The following is a 14,671-nucleotide window of genomic DNA, read 5'->3' on the forward strand; positions in this document are numbered from 1 at the left end:
GACCGGGTCGCCGGGGTCGTCGGGCACGAAGACGATCGCGGTCTGGTCGCCCCGGGTCTTCAGGTGCCGGTCGATGCAGTTCGCCGCCACGTTCAACGTGCCGTCCCGGAACCAGTGGATCTCGACCTCGCCCATCCTGAAGCTGGTGTTCTTGACCTCGGTATAGGGCTTGATCCAGTCGAGCCGCTTGCCGTGCTCGCCCCAGAACCCTTCCGGGTCCTCGACCGACTGACGGTACATCGCCTCATACGCCGCAGCATCGATATGCGCCCCGGACACAAAATCCGGTTGCGGCGGATGGGTCGCCGCAGCGGCCTCGCCGGGTTTCATCATATCGGTCATGCTGTATCCTCCTCTCGGTCAAGCCCCTGGCGGGGATGGCCGCCCGCCTCCTCATCCTCGCCTGTTTACCAAATCCTGTAAAAAATGAACGGGAGATCGCCGGAGCGCGGAAAGAATTGTGAAACGCGTGACGCGACCGCACGGAGTTTTGTCAATTTGTTGACACCCCACTGCCTCGACAGTGCCCGGCCTGCCGCTTGCGGCGCACCCGGCCATGCCTATATCGCGGACAGGTTTTCCCGAAGCATGGCGTGACGATGATGGGATACTTCCGGACAGCACTTCTGATGGCCGCCCTCACGGCGGTCTTCATGGGCGTGGGGGCGATGATCGCGGGCAGTTCGGGGGCGGTGATCGCCCTCGTGGTGGCGGCCGCGATGAACCTCATGACCTGGTGGAACTCGGATTCCATGGTGTTGAGGATGAACAACGCCCGGCCCGCGACCGGCCCGGACGGCGCCGAATTGCAGCGGATCGTGACCGGGCTCGCACGCGACGCCGGGATGCCGGTGCCGCGCGTCTACCTGATCGACAGCGACCAGCCCAATGCCTTCGCGACAGGGCGCAGCCCCGACAACGCGGCCGTGGCGGCGACCACCGGGCTGCTGGCCCGGCTTTCGCCCGAGGAAATCGCGGGCGTGATGGCGCATGAGCTGGCGCATATCCAGAACCGCGACACGCTGATCATGACGGTGACCGCCACCTTCGCGGGCGCGATCTCGATGCTGGCGAATTTCGCCTTCTTCTTCGGCGGGCGGCGCGAGGGCGGCGGCGGCATCGTCGCGACGATTGCCATGGCGCTGCTGGCGCCGATGGCTGCGGGTCTGATCCAGATGGCGATCAGCCGCAGCCGGGAATACGAGGCCGACCGGATCGGCGCCGAGATCTGCGGTCAGCCGCTGTGGCTGGCCTCGGCCCTGACCAGGATCGAGGCGCTGGCCCAGCGCATCGACAATGTCGCGGCCGAGCGCAACCCGGCCACCGCGCATATGTTCATCATCAACCCGTTGCATGGCGAAGGCCGCGACAAGCTGTTCTCGACCCATCCCAGCACCGCGAACCGGGTCGCGGCGCTGCGGCAGATGGCGGGCTCGGCCATGCCTGCGCCCGCGCCCCGTCCCCGCCCGACGATCCGCCGCGCCCCGCGCGGCCCCTGGGGCTGAGCCCCGGCCCGCGTCAGCGCGAGCGGACCTCGAGGCTGAAGCTGCGCGCCCCGGGGCCCAGCTCCGCGGGCGCGGCCGGAAAGCGGCCCGCCTGGCGCACCGCGGCCAGCGCCAGCCCGTCGAGCCGTGCGTCGCCCGACGAGCGGACCACCCGCACCGCGACCAGCGTGCCCTGGGCCGACACCGTCAGTTCGACCAGGGCCGCGCCTCGGCCCGCGCCTTCGGGCACCCGGCGCTGGATGCGCGCCCGGATCGAGGCGCCCCATTGGGCCATCATCGAGGCGATCCGGCCCGGATCGCGGGTCGCGGCACTGGCCTGACCGGCCTGCCCGCGCGCCGTGCCCCCTGCCCCGACCGCGCGCTGGGCCTGCTGCGCCACCGAGCTTTGCGAGGCCTCGGTGCGCGCCGTCTGCTGCGGCGCGGGTGTCGGGGCGGGCTTGCGATCCGGCCGCTCGACCGGGCGCGGCGTGTCGGCTTCGGCCTGCCGGACCTCGGGGACCTCGGGCGCGGGGTCTGGCTTGACCTCTGGCTTGGGAGGGCGCGGCGGCGGCTCGGGCGCGGCAAGCTCGACATCGGGCGGCGTCGGAGCGGCAAGGCGGGGCAAGGCGGGACTGTCGGGCACGGGGATTGGGGCCTCGGGGATTGGGGCCTCGGGGGCGGCCAGTTCGGGCAAGGCCTCGGGCGGCGGCTCGACGACCGGCGGGGGGGCGATCTCGGCGGGCGCGACCGGCTCGGGCGGGCGCTCCCACTCGGCCACCTGTCGGGCGATAGCGGCCGAGGAGGCGGCGACCGTCGCCAGATCGGCGCCGCCGCCGCCCGAGGACTCGACGCCCGCGGTTTCGTCTTGCGGCCAGAGCGCTAGGTGCAAGACCAGCGCCGTGCCGCCGAAGGCCAGAAGTTCGAGAAGGCCCCGCATGATCAGCGCGCGGCCGCCACCAGTTCGACCGGGGTCACGCCCTCGGCCGCAAGCCGCGCCAGCACCCGCGCGACCGCCACGCCGTCAACGGCGCGGTCCGCGCGCACCGTCAGCGGCCCCTCGCGCGGGGCATCGGCCAACGCCGGATAAACGTCTTCGTCCCGCGCGTCGCGATAGGCCAGCGTGCCATCGGCGGCGATCAGCAAGGCCTCGATCCCCCCGGGCGGACGGTCCGATGCGGCCTCGGGCGGATGCACCTCGATCGGGTCGGGCGGCGCCAGCCGCGCGCCGATCAGGAAGAAGATCAGCAGCAGAAACACCACGTTGATCATCGGAACCACGCTTTCCCGCGCCGGGCGCGGGGCGGCCAGGGTCAGGCGCATGGGGCTACTCCACCAGGATCGGTTGTGTATAGCCCGCCGCCGACAGCGTCTCGATCACCTCGATCACGCGCTGCAGATCGGCACCATCGCGCGGGCGCAGCACGACCGGGTCGGCCGCCGGGTCCTCGACCAGTGGCATCAGCGCCTCGGCCAGACCCTCAAGCGGGGTATCGACCCCATTGAGCGTCAGCGCCTCGGGGCGGATATCGACCAGCCGGGGCGGACCGGACCACTCGGCGGTGCCGCCCGCGCCCCCCGCGACCGGAAGCGCCACCTCGGCCCCCATCCGGGCGGCCAGCATGAAGAAGACCAGCAACAGGAACACCACGTCGATCATCGGCGTGAGGCTCGGCCGTCGCCGGGCCGCCGGAGGGGCCAGACCGAGGCTCATTCCGCCGCCGCCCGAAGCGCCGCCCGGCCCGGCCCACCCCGGGTCAGCACCCGGGTCGCCGCATCCTCGATATCGACCCGCGCGGCTTCGGTGACGCTTTCGAACCAGGACAGGGCAACCGAGGCCGGGATCGCCACGGCCATGCCCGCCGCGGTGGTCAGAAGCGCCTCCCAGATGCCGCCCGCCAGCGCCGAGGGATCGGCGCGCGCGCCGGTTTCCTGCAGGGTCTTGAAGGCCGCGATCATGCCCAGAACCGTGCCCAGCAGACCGATCAGCGGCGCGATGGTGGCGATCAGGTCAAGCGCGCGCAGCCCGGACCGCGCGCGGGTCAGCTCGCGCGTGGCGACGCGGGCGACTTCTTCGCGGGCGGTGGCGGCGTCAAGCTCGGGGTCGAGCCGCGCCTCGATCGCCGCCCGGACCGCGACCGCGCGCAGCCCCCGCCGCCCCTCAAGCGCGCTGCGGGCGCGCCAGACATCGCCCTCGAGCCAGCTTGCGACCGCGCCATTCGCCGCCGCCCGCGACCAGGCCCCGGCCAGCGCGAGGCGCCAGAGCTTCCACAGGATCAGCGCCACCGTCATGACCGACAGTGCGGCGATGGCCCAGATCGCCGGGCCGCCCTTGTCGAGAAACTCCGCGATGGCGGCGGTCTTTTCGGTCAGGTCCATGGACGTGTCTCCGTGATTGGGCGTCATTCGGCGGCGATCGGGCCGCTGGCCTGGGGCAGAAGATAGGGGCCGTTGACGGGCAGCGCGTTCACGCGCAGCGGGCACAGATAGGCGCGGCTGAGCAGGTCGTCGCGCAGCACCGTGGCGGGCGGCCCCTGCTCCATCAGCCGCCCGCCCGCCATCAAGGCCACACTGTCGGCAAACATCGCGGTGAGGTTCAGGTCGTGCATGACGGCGACGATGCCGCCGCCCGCATCGGCGAAATCGCGCACGATCCGCATCACCTGCAACTGGTGGCCGATATCGAGCGCCGAGACCGGTTCGTCGAGAAACAGCCAGCGCGGCTGGCCATGGGCGGTCGGATGCCAGACCTGGGCCAGAACCCGGGCCAGTTGCACCCGCTGCTGTTCTCCGCCCGAAAGCTCCTGATAGGGGCGCGGCTCGAAGCCCGCCAGTCCGACCCGCGCCAGCGCCTTCGGCACCAGATCGGGCTCGGCCGCCTCGATGCCGCCCATCAGGCCCAGCCGGACCACCTCGGCGGCGGTGAAGGGAAAGGCCATGGGCGTGGCCTGCGGCAACACCCCCCGAAGGCCTGCGAGCACCCAGGGTCGAAGGGAGGCGGGATCGTGGTGGTTCAGCCGGATCCGCCCGTCATGGGAGAGTTCACCGGTGAGTGCTCGCAGGAGGGTCGTCTTGCCCGAACCGTTCGGGCCGACAATGGCGGTGATCTGTCCGGGCTGCGCGCGGAAATCGACCCCTGTCAGGATCTCGCGGCGGCCCAGACGGACGGTGATGTCGGTGGCCTCCAGCATTGTCTAGAACCCCAGCAGGCCGCGGCGGCGCAGCAGGATCCAGAGGAAGACCGGCCCGCCGAGAATGGCGGTGACGATGCCGATGGGCAGCTCGGCCGGCGCGATCAGGCTGCGCGCGATCATGTCCGCGCCGATCAGCAGCGCCGCGCCCAGAAGGGCGGCATTGACCAGCAGTGGCCGGTGATCGGGTCCGGTCGCGAGGCGCAGAAGATGCGGCACGACGATGCCGACGAAGCCGATGCCGCCGCTGACCGCGACCGCGGCGCCGGTCGCGCCCGCCACGGTCAGGATCGCCACGGTCTTGAGCCGCTGCACCGGGATGCCGACATGGGCGGCGGCCGCCTCGCCCAGCGACAGCCCGTTCAGCCCCCGCCCCAGCATCGGCGCGGCCACCAGCGCCAGGATCATCAGCGGCGCGGCGGCGGCAAGCTTGGTCCAGGTGGCGCCCGCCAGCGAGCCGAGCCCCCAGAAGGTCAGATCGCGCAGCTGCGCATCGTCGGCCATGTAGACGAGAATGCCGGACAGCGCCCCCGCCAGCGCGCCCAGCGCGATGCCGCCCAGAAGCATGGTCGCAACCGAGGTCTGCCCGCGCCGCGTGGCGATGCCGTACAGCACCAGCGTCGTGGCCCAGCCGCCCGCGAAAGCCGCCACCGGCACCAGGTGATAGCCCAGCGCGCCCGCGATCCCGGCGGGCAACAGGCCGCCCAGAACGATGGCCGAAATGGCGCCGAGGCCCGCCCCCGCGCTGACGCCGACCAGCCCCGGATCGGCCAGCGGGTTGCGAAAGAGCCCCTGCATCACCGCACCCGACACGGCCAGCGCCGCGCCGACCAGCGCGCCCATGGCCAGCCGGGGCAGGCGGATCTCGAACAGCACGACCCGGTCGGCCAGCGCGACCTCGCGCCCCGCCATGATGTCGGCCAGCACCGCCCAGGGCGAGGTGCCCGCGGCACCCACGGCCAGGCTTGCCGCCGACATGACCGCCAGCGCCAGCACCAGCAGCACCGTCAGCCGCCAGGCACGCGGCGTGCGGTCCCAGTGCGGGGCGGGGCCGGAGACCTCGTGCAGAAGCGCGACCATCGGCTCAGCTCCCGGCGCGGTCGAGCGCGTCGGAAAGATCGCGCACCGCCTGGGCCGTGCGCGGCCCGAAGCCCAGCAAATAAAGCCCGTCCATCGAGACCAGCGCACCGCTGGCGGCGGCGGGCGTCGTCCGGACGGCGGGCAGCGCCAGCACCTCGGCGGCCAGATCCTCGGCGCCCTCGCGCGCCATCATCAGGATCACCTCGGGGGCGGCCTGGGCGACGGCCTCGTCGGTCAACGGCTTGTAGCCTTCGAACGCGTCGACCGCGTTCACCCCGCCCGCGAGCCGGATGATCCCATCGGCGGCGGTGCCGCGCCCGCTGGCCAGAAGCCGCCCGCCCTGCACCGACAGCACGAACAGCACGCGCCGGGCGGGCCCCTCGGCTGCCTCGGCCGCCGCCGCGTCGAGCGCCCGGCCAACTTCGGCGGCAAGCGCCGCGCCCTTCTCGGGCACGTCCAGAGCCCCGGCCACGGCCTCGATCTTGGCGGCCACCGCGTCGCGGTCATAGCCGTCGGGCACGACGACGAAGGGGATCGCGGCGGATTTCAGCAGATCGACCGCCTCGGGCGGCCCGGCGCCCTCTTCGGCGAGGATCAGGTCGGGCGCGACCGACAAAACGCCCTCGGCCGACAGACGCCGGACATAGCCCACATCGGGCAGCGCCGTCACGGCCTCGGGCCAGCTCGAGGTCGTGTCGCGCGCGACCAGCCGGTCGGCCTCGCCCAGCGCCGCGACGATCTCGGTGACCGCGCCGCCCAGCGACACCACCCGGTCGGCCGCCTGCGCGGGCAGCGCGGCCAGCGCCGCAAGGGTCAGTGCGACAAGCGGGCGGATCATGCCGCCACCTCGAGCCCCGGCAGGGCCGCGACGATCTCGCCCCAGGGGCCGGTGTGATCGACCTCGCCCACGCGCATGCCGAAGGCCTGCAGGATCAGCATGCCCTGGGCATCGAACGCCTCGACGGACAGGGCCGGACCGCGCCGGGTCGGCTTCGTCACCGCCCAGACCTCGGCCACATGATCGGCGCGCAGATGCAGGTTGAAGCCGGGATCGAGAATGTTCAGCCAGGGGCCGGTCGGCTTGACGGTCTCGATGGGTCCGGAATGGATCTCGATGCAGCCGCGATTGCCGACGAACATCATGAAGGGCAGCGCCTCGTCGGCCACCGCGTTCAGAAGCCCGTGCAGGCAATCGGGCGCCAGCGGCCGGACATAGGGCGCGCCCGCGATCCGGTAGGCCCCAAGCCGGTTCATCTTGAGCTTGCGCACCATCTGCAGGAACTGGTGGGTGTCGGTCAGCCGGTCCCACTGTCCGCGCAGGGTCTCGACCGCGCCACGATCCACCTTGGCGGGCTCGGAGGGCGCGCGCGGGTCAAGCGTCAGCCGGTCGGACTGATCGTCCAGCCGGACGGTATCGACAAGCGACTGCCAGGCCTCGGCCGACGAGCCGTCGCGCAGATGGATCTTGTGGACCGCGTCCCCGGCCCCGTCGAAGATCTGGATCGAGCGGCGCACCTTGCCGCCCCGGGTTTCCTCGACCGCGAAGCCATGGACCCAGTGCCGGGGGAAGATCCTGAGGTCGATCGCGGGGCTCAGCACCATCGCGGCATGATCGCCGGGCGTGTAGGGGCCATAGGTCCCGACCTTCTCGATCACTGCACTTTCGTTGCGGGTCAGGGCCATCACCTCGCCAAGCCCCGGCATCGCCGGCATCAGCGCGTCGGGATGGGCCGCGATCCGGGTCACGCCCCGCCCGGTTTCGGCTGCCAGCAGCTCGGCCTCGGCCACGCCCAGACTGTCGGCCAGATCGCGGGCACGGGCGGTGGATTTCTCTTGCCGGATCGACCTTATCCGGTCCGGCGACACGGCCTTGCCGTCTCCCATGGGAGGCTCCCTTCGAAGTTCCTGATGGATGCGGCTGGCCTGACGGCGCCGCCCCGGGGCGCGCGCGCAGCTTGCTGGATATCATGGGCCATTCCCGTGACCCTCATTGTTGACAGAAACTATCAGATTTCATACCCGATGCAAGACCGTCGTGCGGGACCCCGCCGGCGGATGTCCAAGCGACATGCGCCAGCCGCTTTGCCAGCCATGAAATCTTTCGTGACCTGACAAGGGGATGGAACATGACGGCACGACATATGACGGCAGGCTTTCTGGCCTGCGGTACAGCGATGGCCCTGGCCTGGCCTGCCGCGGCCCAGGACAGCTTCAGCCTGGACCCGGTGACGCTGGGCCAGAGCAAGCGCGAGGTGCGCACCGATACCGCGATCTCGGAAACGGTGGTCGACGAGGAGGAAATCGAGGACCGGCAGGCCACGACCATCGCCGAACTGGTCGATTCGGTGCCGGGCGTGTCGCTGATCAACGGCACCACGCCGCAAGGCTCGGGCATCAACATCCGCGGCTTCGGCGCCAACTCCACCAACGGCTCGGACCAGAAGGTCGCCATTCAGGTCGACGGGGCCAGCGTGGGGTCGGAAGAGCTGTACCGGATCGGCACCCAGCTTTTCACCGACCCCGCGCTCTACAAGCAGGTGACGGTGATCCGCGGCACGGCGGGCACCTTCGAATACGGGTCGGGCATCATCGGCGGGCTGATCCGGCTGGACACCAAGGACGCCTCGGATTTCACCGGCGGCGAGCCCGGCTTCAAGCTGCGTCAGACCCTGCAATACGGCACCAATGGCGATGCCTGGGCGTCGTCGACGATCCTGGCCTGGCAGCCCGACGAGAACCTCGAATTCCTCGGCAACTACACCTATCGCAGCCAGGGCGTACAGACGGACGGCGACGGAAACGGCATCGGCGATGAAGGGTTCGACCTGCCCTCATGGATGCTGAAGGGCAAGTACACCTTCGGCGAGGCGCGCGAGCATTCCGTCAAGCTCAGCTATTCCGACACCAGTTCGGACGAGAAGGACGTGCCCTACGACACCTTCGGAACGACCACCGACATGTTCGGCAATGTCGACCGCAAGACCCGGTCGAAGACCGCCATTCTGGAATACGCCTTCAATCCGGCGGGCAACGATCTGATCAACCTGACCGCCACCCTCAGCTATGCCGAGCAGAAGATCGATCAGGACTACGTGCCGGGCAGTTCGAGCTGCGAAGGTGGCGCTTGCGGCTTCCCCTTCCCGCCTGGCGGTTTCCCCACCACCAATGCCGATCACCGCTACGAGACGACCAAACTGACGGTCAAGAACCAGGCGCTGTTTGCGACTGGCCAGCTCGGCCATGACCTGCGTACGGGCGTCGAATATGTCCGCAAGGAACGGCTCGATGCCAATTCCGCCCCGGGCGGCACCGACAAGCGCTGGGCGCTGTTCGCGGTCGACGACATGTCCTTCGGCGGGCTGACGCTGACCCCGGCGCTGCGCTACGAGACCCAGGATATCGGCGGCGACAGCTATGCCGATTACGACAATGACGCGCTGATGGGGGGCCTCTCCGCACGCTATGCCTTCGGCAACGGATGGGCGGTCTTCGGCAGCGCCGCCTATACCGAGAACCTGCCCATCATCGACGATCTGGGCACGCCCGCCTACATGACCCGCAGCGAAAAGGCCCGGACCTACGAACTGGGCGTGTCCTTCGACCGCGGCACGGTCTTTGCCGAGGGCGACGATCTGGCGCTGAAGGCGACCGCCTATCACACCACGGTCTGGGACATCACGTCCTATACCACCGACGCCATGGTGCCGATCACCGATGCGCGGATGAAGGGGCTGGAACTCGAGGCCGCCTACAGCCTGCCCTCGGGCCATTATGTCGATTTCAACGCGAATATCGCGCGGGGCGAAAACACCACGCCCGGGATCAGGGATGACTGGGAAGGCACCCCGGCCGACGATCTGCGCGTGACGCTGGGCAAAAGATGGGGCGAGACGCTGGACCTGAGCTGGGAGGTGGCGCATGCCGCCGAAATGAACCGGTCGGACAAGCCGTCCGATTCCAGCACCGTCCACAACCTGCGCGCCACCTGGCGGCCGCAGGAGGGCCTGTTCAAGGGAACGGAAATCCGCGCCGGGATCGAGAACGCCTTCGATCTCGACTACACTCCGCATCTGGCGACCCGGCCCGCGCCGGGGCGGACCTTCAAGCTGACCCTGGCCAGAACCTTCTGATCCGGTCTCCGGCCCCGGGGCCGGGACGGGTCCGCGGCAGGCGGCGTTCGACCGGAGCCCCGGACACGCCTCCGCGACAGCCGGGACGCGGCCGAAGACGCCCTGACGTCTTCGCGCCGCGGACCGGTCAGCCGCAGCTCTGCCAGCAGAGCTGCGGCGCGAACCGGGGCGGCGTCGCCATCAGCGTCTCGAAGGTCATCGACGGCAGCCCGTAATCGGCAATCGGGGTGTAATCGAACTCGGTCTCGACAAGGATCATCCGGTCGCCCAGCTCCATCGCCGGGATCCGCGCCCGATAGGCGTCGCTCGCCAGCTCGGCCGCGGTCATCGCCTGCATTCCCGCGGTGGCGCCCGGCCAGTCGATGGCAAGCCTGCGGGTGGCATCATCGGCGCAATCGGCGGTGCAGCGGACCACCGTCACCCTGAGCCGCGCCGAAGGCCCGGCCAGGAATTGCAGAACGCTGTCGGCCCCGTCCAGAAACGCCTGATCGACAGGCTGGGTCTGGCGCGACAGCATGTCGGCCAGCGTATAGGTCGCCTTGGTCGCCGTGTTGCGCAACTGGAACGCGCCCACGAAGACATGCAGCGCGACCAGCGCCCATAAAAGCAGCGGCAAGATCAGCACGAACTCGACGGTCATGCTGCCCGCCTCGGCGCGCGCGAAGCGGCCCGCGCGCCGGGCGGCCCGCCCGGTCATATCGAGGGCTCGTTGACAAAGGCGCTGGTGACGATCAGCGCATATTCGCCTTCGGCATTCTTCGGCAGCTTTCGCCCCAGCCCGGTGCCGGGAAAGATCGGCTCGAACAGCGCACAGACCCGGATGAACATCAGCTCGTTCTCGACCCCGTGGTTAAAGTCGAGCGAGGCGTCGATGGTCTCGGCATGGTCGATGCATTTGGGCGGCGCGGTCATCGTCGCCCAGCGCTCTGGCGGCAGCGACTGCATCTCGATCCGTATCACGTTCTCGCAATCGCGGATGATGGTCGCCACCTCGCAGATCCGGCTGCGGAAGGCCGCGAAATCGGGCGTGCCTTCGGTGCCGAGGCGCACATCGCGCACCACGATATCGGTAGCCCGCGCCAGCGCCATCTGCCGGACGTTCAGGATGCCCAGCTCGAAAGCCATCAGGAACACCATGAACAGGATCGGAAACAGGATCACCATCTCGACGGTGACGCTTCCCGTCCGTTGGCGGGCGAAACGGCCGAGCGCGCGGATGATCGCCCCCTTCCTCACTGGATCAGCCGCAGCTTGTTGATCTTGCCCGCAATGGCCGAGAACGCCTCGCCGATATTGTCGGGGGTGGTGTCGAAGAAATACAGCGGCGTCGAGGCGCAGGTCTGCATCTGCTGCTTGGCGGCGCTGGAGGCCATGTAGGCGATGGTGAAGATCACGACGCCGTTTTTCTTGGCCAGAGTGCAGGTCTCGTAGAAGCTTGCCACGTTCTGGACGTCGGTCGTGGTCTTGCGCCGCTTGGAACCGGACTGTTTTTCAAGCTCGACCGTGGCATTGACCGCCGCGTCGGGGTTCGTCGGGCGATACTGCTCGGTGATCGCCCCATCGGTCATCAGCACGATGTATTTCGCGGTCTCGGCATCGTCCCAGGCGGCCGGCCGGTCGGCAAAGTCGGCGGGCACCAGACCCTCGGCCTGCAGATGCCGGAAGGCCGCGTTCGCGCTGGGGTCGAGCAGCCCCAGGGCATATTTCATGGCATAATGGGTCCCGGTGCCGTCATGCATCCGGATCGCGTCGACAAAAGCGTCAAGCACGGCCTCGTCGTTCTGGGCATACTGGATCGCGGTATCGTCCTCGGGGCACCAGCCCCAGTCCATCACCGACCGGTCGATGGTCCAGTACATGAACAGGGGCGTCTGTTCGTAAGGGCCGTTCGAGGGCAGCCCGCTCTGGGTGAACTCGCCGCTGCCGAGTTCAAGGCAACTGGCGGGACGCAGGATCGCCTCATGGTCGAAATCGTTCCACATCAGCGTGTAGTCGGCCTTGGGCTCGGAATTCTTCTTGCCGCCGCCCGACGCGGCCAGCGGGTCTGTGTCGGGCGCCTCGCCATTCGCGTTGCCCTCGACAGCGTAATACTGCGTCGTCTGGATGCCGCCCTTGACCCGCGCCCCGATCACCGTCGCCGACGCCACCGCCGGGACCGAGCTGCGGATGAACTTCACCATCTCGGGGAAGAAATCGTCGGGATCGTTGCTGACATGATTGGGCTGGCCGGAATCGGGAAACTCGTCGACCTTGACCACCGTGTCGGGCACCCCGTCGCCGTCGGTGTCGAAATCGGTGGTCATGTGCGAGATGTCCTGGGGCCATTCCTCGAAAAAGTTGCCCACCCCGTTGCGCCACTGCCCGCCCAGATACTCGAACAGCACCGGACCCGGATTGGTCTGCCCGGCATAGGGAATGAGATTGATCGAAACCCGGGTCGGGTCCTCGGGGTTCAGCACCGAATGGATGAAGTCCTTGGCCGCCGGGCGCATCATCGCCATGCGCGAATCCCAGCGCATCGACCCCGAAATATCGAGAACCAGCGAGATCTCGCTGTTGGGGATGTGTTCCCGCGCGACGCCCGAGGCGCCGCTGCTGAGCGTGTCGATCCCGGTGAACTGCAGGAAAAGGGTGTGAATGTCGAAGCTCGCCGTGGCGCCGACGACCCGGCCGTTCAGATCCGAATGCACCTGGACGTCGCGGATATGATCCTCGAGCCCCTCGCGGCGGAAGTAGTCGTGCACCAGCGCCTCGGGGTCCTGACGGCTGTCGAGATTGGCCGCAGCCAGTACCGCGCGGTCCAGCGTGGCCTGAAGCCGGGTGCGTTCCTCGTCGGCGCGCAGGAAATCGACCGCCATGCCCCCGGCGATCAGCATGCCCACGAAGACGAACAGGAAGAAGACGACCAGCGCCCCGCGCTCGTCGCCGCCGAACCCGCACAGCCGGGTCCCGGCGGATCTGAGGATCCCCCTGCAGCGATCTTGCATTCGTCCTGATCCCCTAATCCATGGACAAGGTCCTGAAAGTCCCGCGTCCGACAGGATTTCGCCAGAATGCGGCAGCAGTGGGGCCAAACCGGGGAGAGCTTTTCGGCATTCGGGGGCAGTTTTAGCCAAGGACCGCGGCGGTCGGATCGGCCGGGGCACCGTTCCGGCCCCCGCCCCGCCGATGCGCGGAAATCCGACCGTCCGCGGCCCGCCCCTGTCCGCGCCGGGAACCCGGCCGCCCCCTGGCACGTTCTCTCGACAATGGAAACGGACGCCGCCCCCCGGCGCCGTTCCACCCTGACGAACGGAGAAGAGACATGATTCGCACTTCGATTATGGCCGCGCTTCTGGGCGCCACCGTCGCCGCCCCCGCCCTGGCCGACGACGTCGAGACCATCAAGTCGATCGACGTCGAGACCTCGCTGACCGACCTGAACAACCCGCAGGCCGCGGCCTACTGGAAGTCGCTCGACCAAGACCTCGAGGCGGCCATCGCCGCCCAGCTTGTCGGACGGCTCGGCGAGACCGGCATGGACATCAAGATCGACATGAACGAGGTCGAACTGGCCAACTTCTTCCAGGAACAGATCGGGGCCGCCGACAACCAGATGTCGGGCACGGTGAACGTCATCGACATGGAAGACAATTCCAACTTCCAGACCTTCGACCTGACCGTGAAGCTGAACCAGGTCATGCCGCTCTTGCCCGAAGGCTCGGACGTGACGGTTATCACGCCGACCAGCCATGAGGTCTACACGGCGCTGGTGGCGACCTTCGCCCGCGCGGTGGTCGACAATATCGAAGCCTGATCGTCAGGCTGCCATACCGCCCCTTTCGCGGCCGGCCTTCGGGTCGGCCGTTTGCGTGCCTGCGGGCAGGCCGGGCCCGGCCGAGCTCAGCGCCGCGCCCCGGGGACACCCGGCGCGGGCTCGCCTTCGCCCAGCGCGGCGGCTGACAGGAAGGCCGCGATCTCGACGACCCGGCGGCGGTCGCGGCGCAGCATGATATGTTCGGAAAACCCGATCTGGCGCTGCGGCGGCGCCAGCCGCAGATAGACGACCCTCGGATCGGGCAGGCAGTCGGATTCGGCGAAGAACGTCATCCCCAGGCCGCAGGCCACGGCTTCGCGCACGACGTCCGAGCCCTCGATCTCCAGCACCGAGGCCGGCGTCTTTCCGGCAATGGCAATGGTCCGTTCGACCAGCGCCCGGGTCCGCGACCCCGACTCGCGCTGGATCAGGGTCTGGCCCGAAATGGCATCGAGCGCGAAATCGCGGCGCTGTGCCAGCGGGCTGGTCGCGGGCAGGCAGACCCGCAATTCCTCATAGCGATAGGGCAGGATCAAGAGCGCCGGATCGACCATCGGCTCGACCGCGATGCCGACATCGGCCCGCATTTCCAGCAGGGCCGCCGCGATGGCCTCGGTGCTGCGGCGCTGGATCGTGACCTCGATCCGCGGATGGCTGGCCCTCAGCCGCGAGACCAGCCGCACCGCGATACCGGGCGAATCCGCATGGACCCGCAGCCGTCCGGTCGCCGCCCGCGGCCGTTGCTCCAGCAGATCGTCGATCTCGTTGACAAGTTCCGTTAACCTCAGTGTCACGGAAAAGAGACGCTCGCCCGCCTCGGTCGGCACCAGCCCGCGGCCGCGCTTTTCGAACAGCCGGACCCCGTGCCGGGTTTCAAGCCCCTTGAGATGCTGGGAAATCGTCGGCTGAGACACGCCCAGAAGCTCGGCCGCGCGCCGTACGCTGCCTTCCTTGGCGACAAGATGGAAGGCACGGATCTGCGGATAATTCATT

16 protein-coding genes are annotated in these 14,671 nt (G+C 69.1%); 3 read left to right on the plus strand and 13 right to left on the minus strand.

Features of this window, described 5'->3' with window-relative positions; all coding sequences use genetic code 11:
- Positions 1 to 333, minus strand: a 333-nt coding sequence (locus EV657_RS15745; RefSeq protein WP_279587398.1) for an acetyl-coenzyme A synthetase N-terminal domain-containing protein, incomplete at its 3' end; no start/stop codon positions are given.
- A gap of 269 nt (positions 334 to 602) precedes the next feature.
- Here EV657_RS15745 and htpX point away from each other — a divergent pair.
- Positions 603 to 1,505 carry a zinc metalloprotease HtpX gene (gene htpX / locus EV657_RS15750; protein ID WP_113669999.1) on the plus strand — a complete coding sequence of 301 codons (903 nt, stop codon included), beginning with the start codon at positions 603 to 605 and terminating at the stop codon, positions 1,503 to 1,505.
- Positions 1,506 to 1,518: 13 nt separating this feature from the next.
- Here the strand turns inward: htpX and EV657_RS15755 are convergent, their stop codons facing one another.
- The 8 genes from EV657_RS15755 to EV657_RS15790 are packed head-to-tail and all read right to left on the minus strand — an operon-like array spanning position 1,519 to position 7,636.
- Entirely contained in the window at positions 1,519 to 2,421 is a 903-nt protein-coding gene (locus tag EV657_RS15755; protein ID WP_134078795.1) for a TonB family protein, read from the minus strand.
- Positions 2,422 to 2,423: 2 nt separating this feature from the next.
- Entirely contained in the window at positions 2,424 to 2,804 is a 381-nt protein-coding gene (locus EV657_RS15760) for an ExbD/TolR family protein (RefSeq protein WP_134078796.1), read from the minus strand.
- A gap of 4 nt (positions 2,805 to 2,808) precedes the next feature.
- Positions 2,809 to 3,195, minus strand: a complete 387-nt coding sequence (locus EV657_RS15765; RefSeq protein WP_134078798.1) for an ExbD/TolR family protein — start codon at positions 3,193 to 3,195, stop codon at positions 2,809 to 2,811.
- Positions 3,192 to 3,860 carry a MotA/TolQ/ExbB proton channel family protein gene (locus EV657_RS15770; RefSeq protein ID WP_075787296.1) on the minus strand — a complete coding sequence of 223 codons (669 nt, stop codon included), beginning with the start codon at positions 3,858 to 3,860 and terminating at the stop codon, positions 3,192 to 3,194. Before EV657_RS15770 ends, EV657_RS15765 begins: the two co-directional genes overlap by 4 nt.
- A gap of 23 nt (positions 3,861 to 3,883) precedes the next feature.
- Positions 3,884 to 4,672 carry a heme ABC transporter ATP-binding protein gene (locus EV657_RS15775; protein WP_075787297.1) on the minus strand — a complete coding sequence of 263 codons (789 nt, stop codon included), beginning with the start codon at positions 4,670 to 4,672 and terminating at the stop codon, positions 3,884 to 3,886.
- Positions 4,673 to 4,675: 3 nt separating this feature from the next.
- Entirely contained in the window at positions 4,676 to 5,752 is a 1,077-nt protein-coding gene (locus tag EV657_RS15780) for a FecCD family ABC transporter permease (RefSeq protein ID WP_134078799.1), read from the minus strand.
- Between the two features lie 4 nt (positions 5,753 to 5,756).
- A complete protein-coding gene (locus EV657_RS15785) occupies positions 5,757 to 6,590 on the minus strand; it encodes a heme/hemin ABC transporter substrate-binding protein (RefSeq protein WP_113669941.1) in 834 nt (277 codons plus the stop codon).
- Positions 6,587 to 7,636: a hemin-degrading factor gene (locus EV657_RS15790; RefSeq protein WP_113669942.1), complete on the minus strand. Its 1,050-nt coding sequence runs from the start codon at positions 7,634 to 7,636 to the stop codon at positions 6,587 to 6,589. Before EV657_RS15790 ends, EV657_RS15785 begins: the two co-directional genes overlap by 4 nt.
- A 242-nt stretch (positions 7,637 to 7,878) precedes the next feature.
- Between EV657_RS15790 and EV657_RS15795 the strand changes: the two genes are divergently transcribed.
- Positions 7,879 to 9,882: a TonB-dependent receptor plug domain-containing protein gene (locus EV657_RS15795; protein ID WP_243837671.1), complete on the plus strand. Its 2,004-nt coding sequence runs from the start codon at positions 7,879 to 7,881 to the stop codon at positions 9,880 to 9,882.
- 127 nt (positions 9,883 to 10,009) lie between these two features.
- Here the strand turns inward: EV657_RS15795 and EV657_RS15800 are convergent, their stop codons facing one another.
- Genes EV657_RS15800 through EV657_RS15810 form a run of 3 tightly spaced genes read right to left on the minus strand, consistent with a single transcriptional unit; the run spans position 10,010 to position 12,869 of the window.
- Complete coding sequence (locus EV657_RS15800; protein WP_134078801.1) at positions 10,010 to 10,579, minus strand: TadE/TadG family type IV pilus assembly protein; 570 nt, start codon at positions 10,577 to 10,579, stop codon at positions 10,010 to 10,012.
- A complete protein-coding gene (locus tag EV657_RS15805) occupies positions 10,576 to 11,118 on the minus strand; it encodes a TadE/TadG family type IV pilus assembly protein (protein ID WP_075787302.1) in 543 nt (180 codons plus the stop codon). Before EV657_RS15805 ends, EV657_RS15800 begins: the two co-directional genes overlap by 4 nt.
- Positions 11,115 to 12,869 (minus strand): pilus assembly protein TadG-related protein, encoded by a 1,755-nt coding sequence (locus EV657_RS15810; RefSeq protein WP_134078802.1) that lies wholly within the window; start codon positions 12,867 to 12,869, stop codon positions 11,115 to 11,117. The genes EV657_RS15805 and EV657_RS15810 overlap by 4 nt, the downstream gene beginning before the upstream one ends.
- 317 nt (positions 12,870 to 13,186) lie before the next feature.
- Between EV657_RS15810 and EV657_RS15815 the strand changes: the two genes are divergently transcribed.
- Positions 13,187 to 13,678 carry a hypothetical protein gene (locus EV657_RS15815; protein ID WP_075787304.1) on the plus strand — a complete coding sequence of 164 codons (492 nt, stop codon included), beginning with the start codon at positions 13,187 to 13,189 and terminating at the stop codon, positions 13,676 to 13,678.
- Positions 13,679 to 13,764: 86 nt separating this feature from the next.
- Here EV657_RS15815 and EV657_RS15820 read toward each other — a convergent pair whose 3' ends face one another.
- Positions 13,765 to 14,670: a LysR substrate-binding domain-containing protein gene (locus EV657_RS15820; RefSeq protein ID WP_113669945.1), complete on the minus strand. Its 906-nt coding sequence runs from the start codon at positions 14,668 to 14,670 to the stop codon at positions 13,765 to 13,767.
- Position 14,671 lies beyond the last annotated feature (1 nt).

Source organism: Rhodovulum visakhapatnamense, from assembly GCF_004365965.1.
In the GTDB taxonomy this organism is placed as follows: domain Bacteria; phylum Pseudomonadota; class Alphaproteobacteria; order Rhodobacterales; family Rhodobacteraceae; genus Rhodovulum; species Rhodovulum visakhapatnamense.

What these genes read in the sequence shown, in the direction of transcription:
- EV657_RS15775 (WP_075787297.1), bottom strand. Translation starts at nt 4,672, where the DNA reads ATGCTGGAGGCCACCGACATCACCGTCCGTCTGGGCCGCCGCGAGATC.
- EV657_RS15820 (WP_113669945.1), bottom strand. Translation starts at nt 14,670, where the DNA reads ATGAATTATCCGCAGATCCGTGCCTTCCATCTTGTCGCCAAGGAAGGC.
- EV657_RS15780 (WP_134078799.1), bottom strand. Translation starts at nt 5,752, where the DNA reads ATGGTCGCGCTTCTGCACGAGGTCTCCGGCCCCGCCCCGCACTGGGAC.
- EV657_RS15760 (WP_134078796.1), bottom strand. Translation starts at nt 2,804, where the DNA reads ATGCGCCTGACCCTGGCCGCCCCGCGCCCGGCGCGGGAAAGCGTGGTT.
- EV657_RS15795 (WP_243837671.1), top strand. Translation starts at nt 7,879, where the DNA reads ATGACGGCACGACATATGACGGCAGGCTTTCTGGCCTGCGGTACAGCG.
- EV657_RS15810 (WP_134078802.1), bottom strand. Translation starts at nt 12,869, where the DNA reads ATGCAAGATCGCTGCAGGGGGATCCTCAGATCCGCCGGGACCCGGCTG.
- EV657_RS15770 (WP_075787296.1), bottom strand. Translation starts at nt 3,860, where the DNA reads ATGGACCTGACCGAAAAGACCGCCGCCATCGCGGAGTTTCTCGACAAG.
- EV657_RS15785 (WP_113669941.1), bottom strand. Translation starts at nt 6,590, where the DNA reads ATGATCCGCCCGCTTGTCGCACTGACCCTTGCGGCGCTGGCCGCGCTG.
- htpX (WP_113669999.1), top strand. Translation starts at nt 603, where the DNA reads ATGGGATACTTCCGGACAGCACTTCTGATGGCCGCCCTCACGGCGGTC.
- EV657_RS15755 (WP_134078795.1), bottom strand. Translation starts at nt 2,421, where the DNA reads ATGCGGGGCCTTCTCGAACTTCTGGCCTTCGGCGGCACGGCGCTGGTC.
- EV657_RS15815 (WP_075787304.1), top strand. Translation starts at nt 13,187, where the DNA reads ATGATTCGCACTTCGATTATGGCCGCGCTTCTGGGCGCCACCGTCGCC.
- EV657_RS15765 (WP_134078798.1), bottom strand. Translation starts at nt 3,195, where the DNA reads ATGAGCCTCGGTCTGGCCCCTCCGGCGGCCCGGCGACGGCCGAGCCTC.
- EV657_RS15790 (WP_113669942.1), bottom strand. Translation starts at nt 7,636, where the DNA reads ATGGGAGACGGCAAGGCCGTGTCGCCGGACCGGATAAGGTCGATCCGG.
- EV657_RS15800 (WP_134078801.1), bottom strand. Translation starts at nt 10,579, where the DNA reads ATGACCGGGCGGGCCGCCCGGCGCGCGGGCCGCTTCGCGCGCGCCGAG.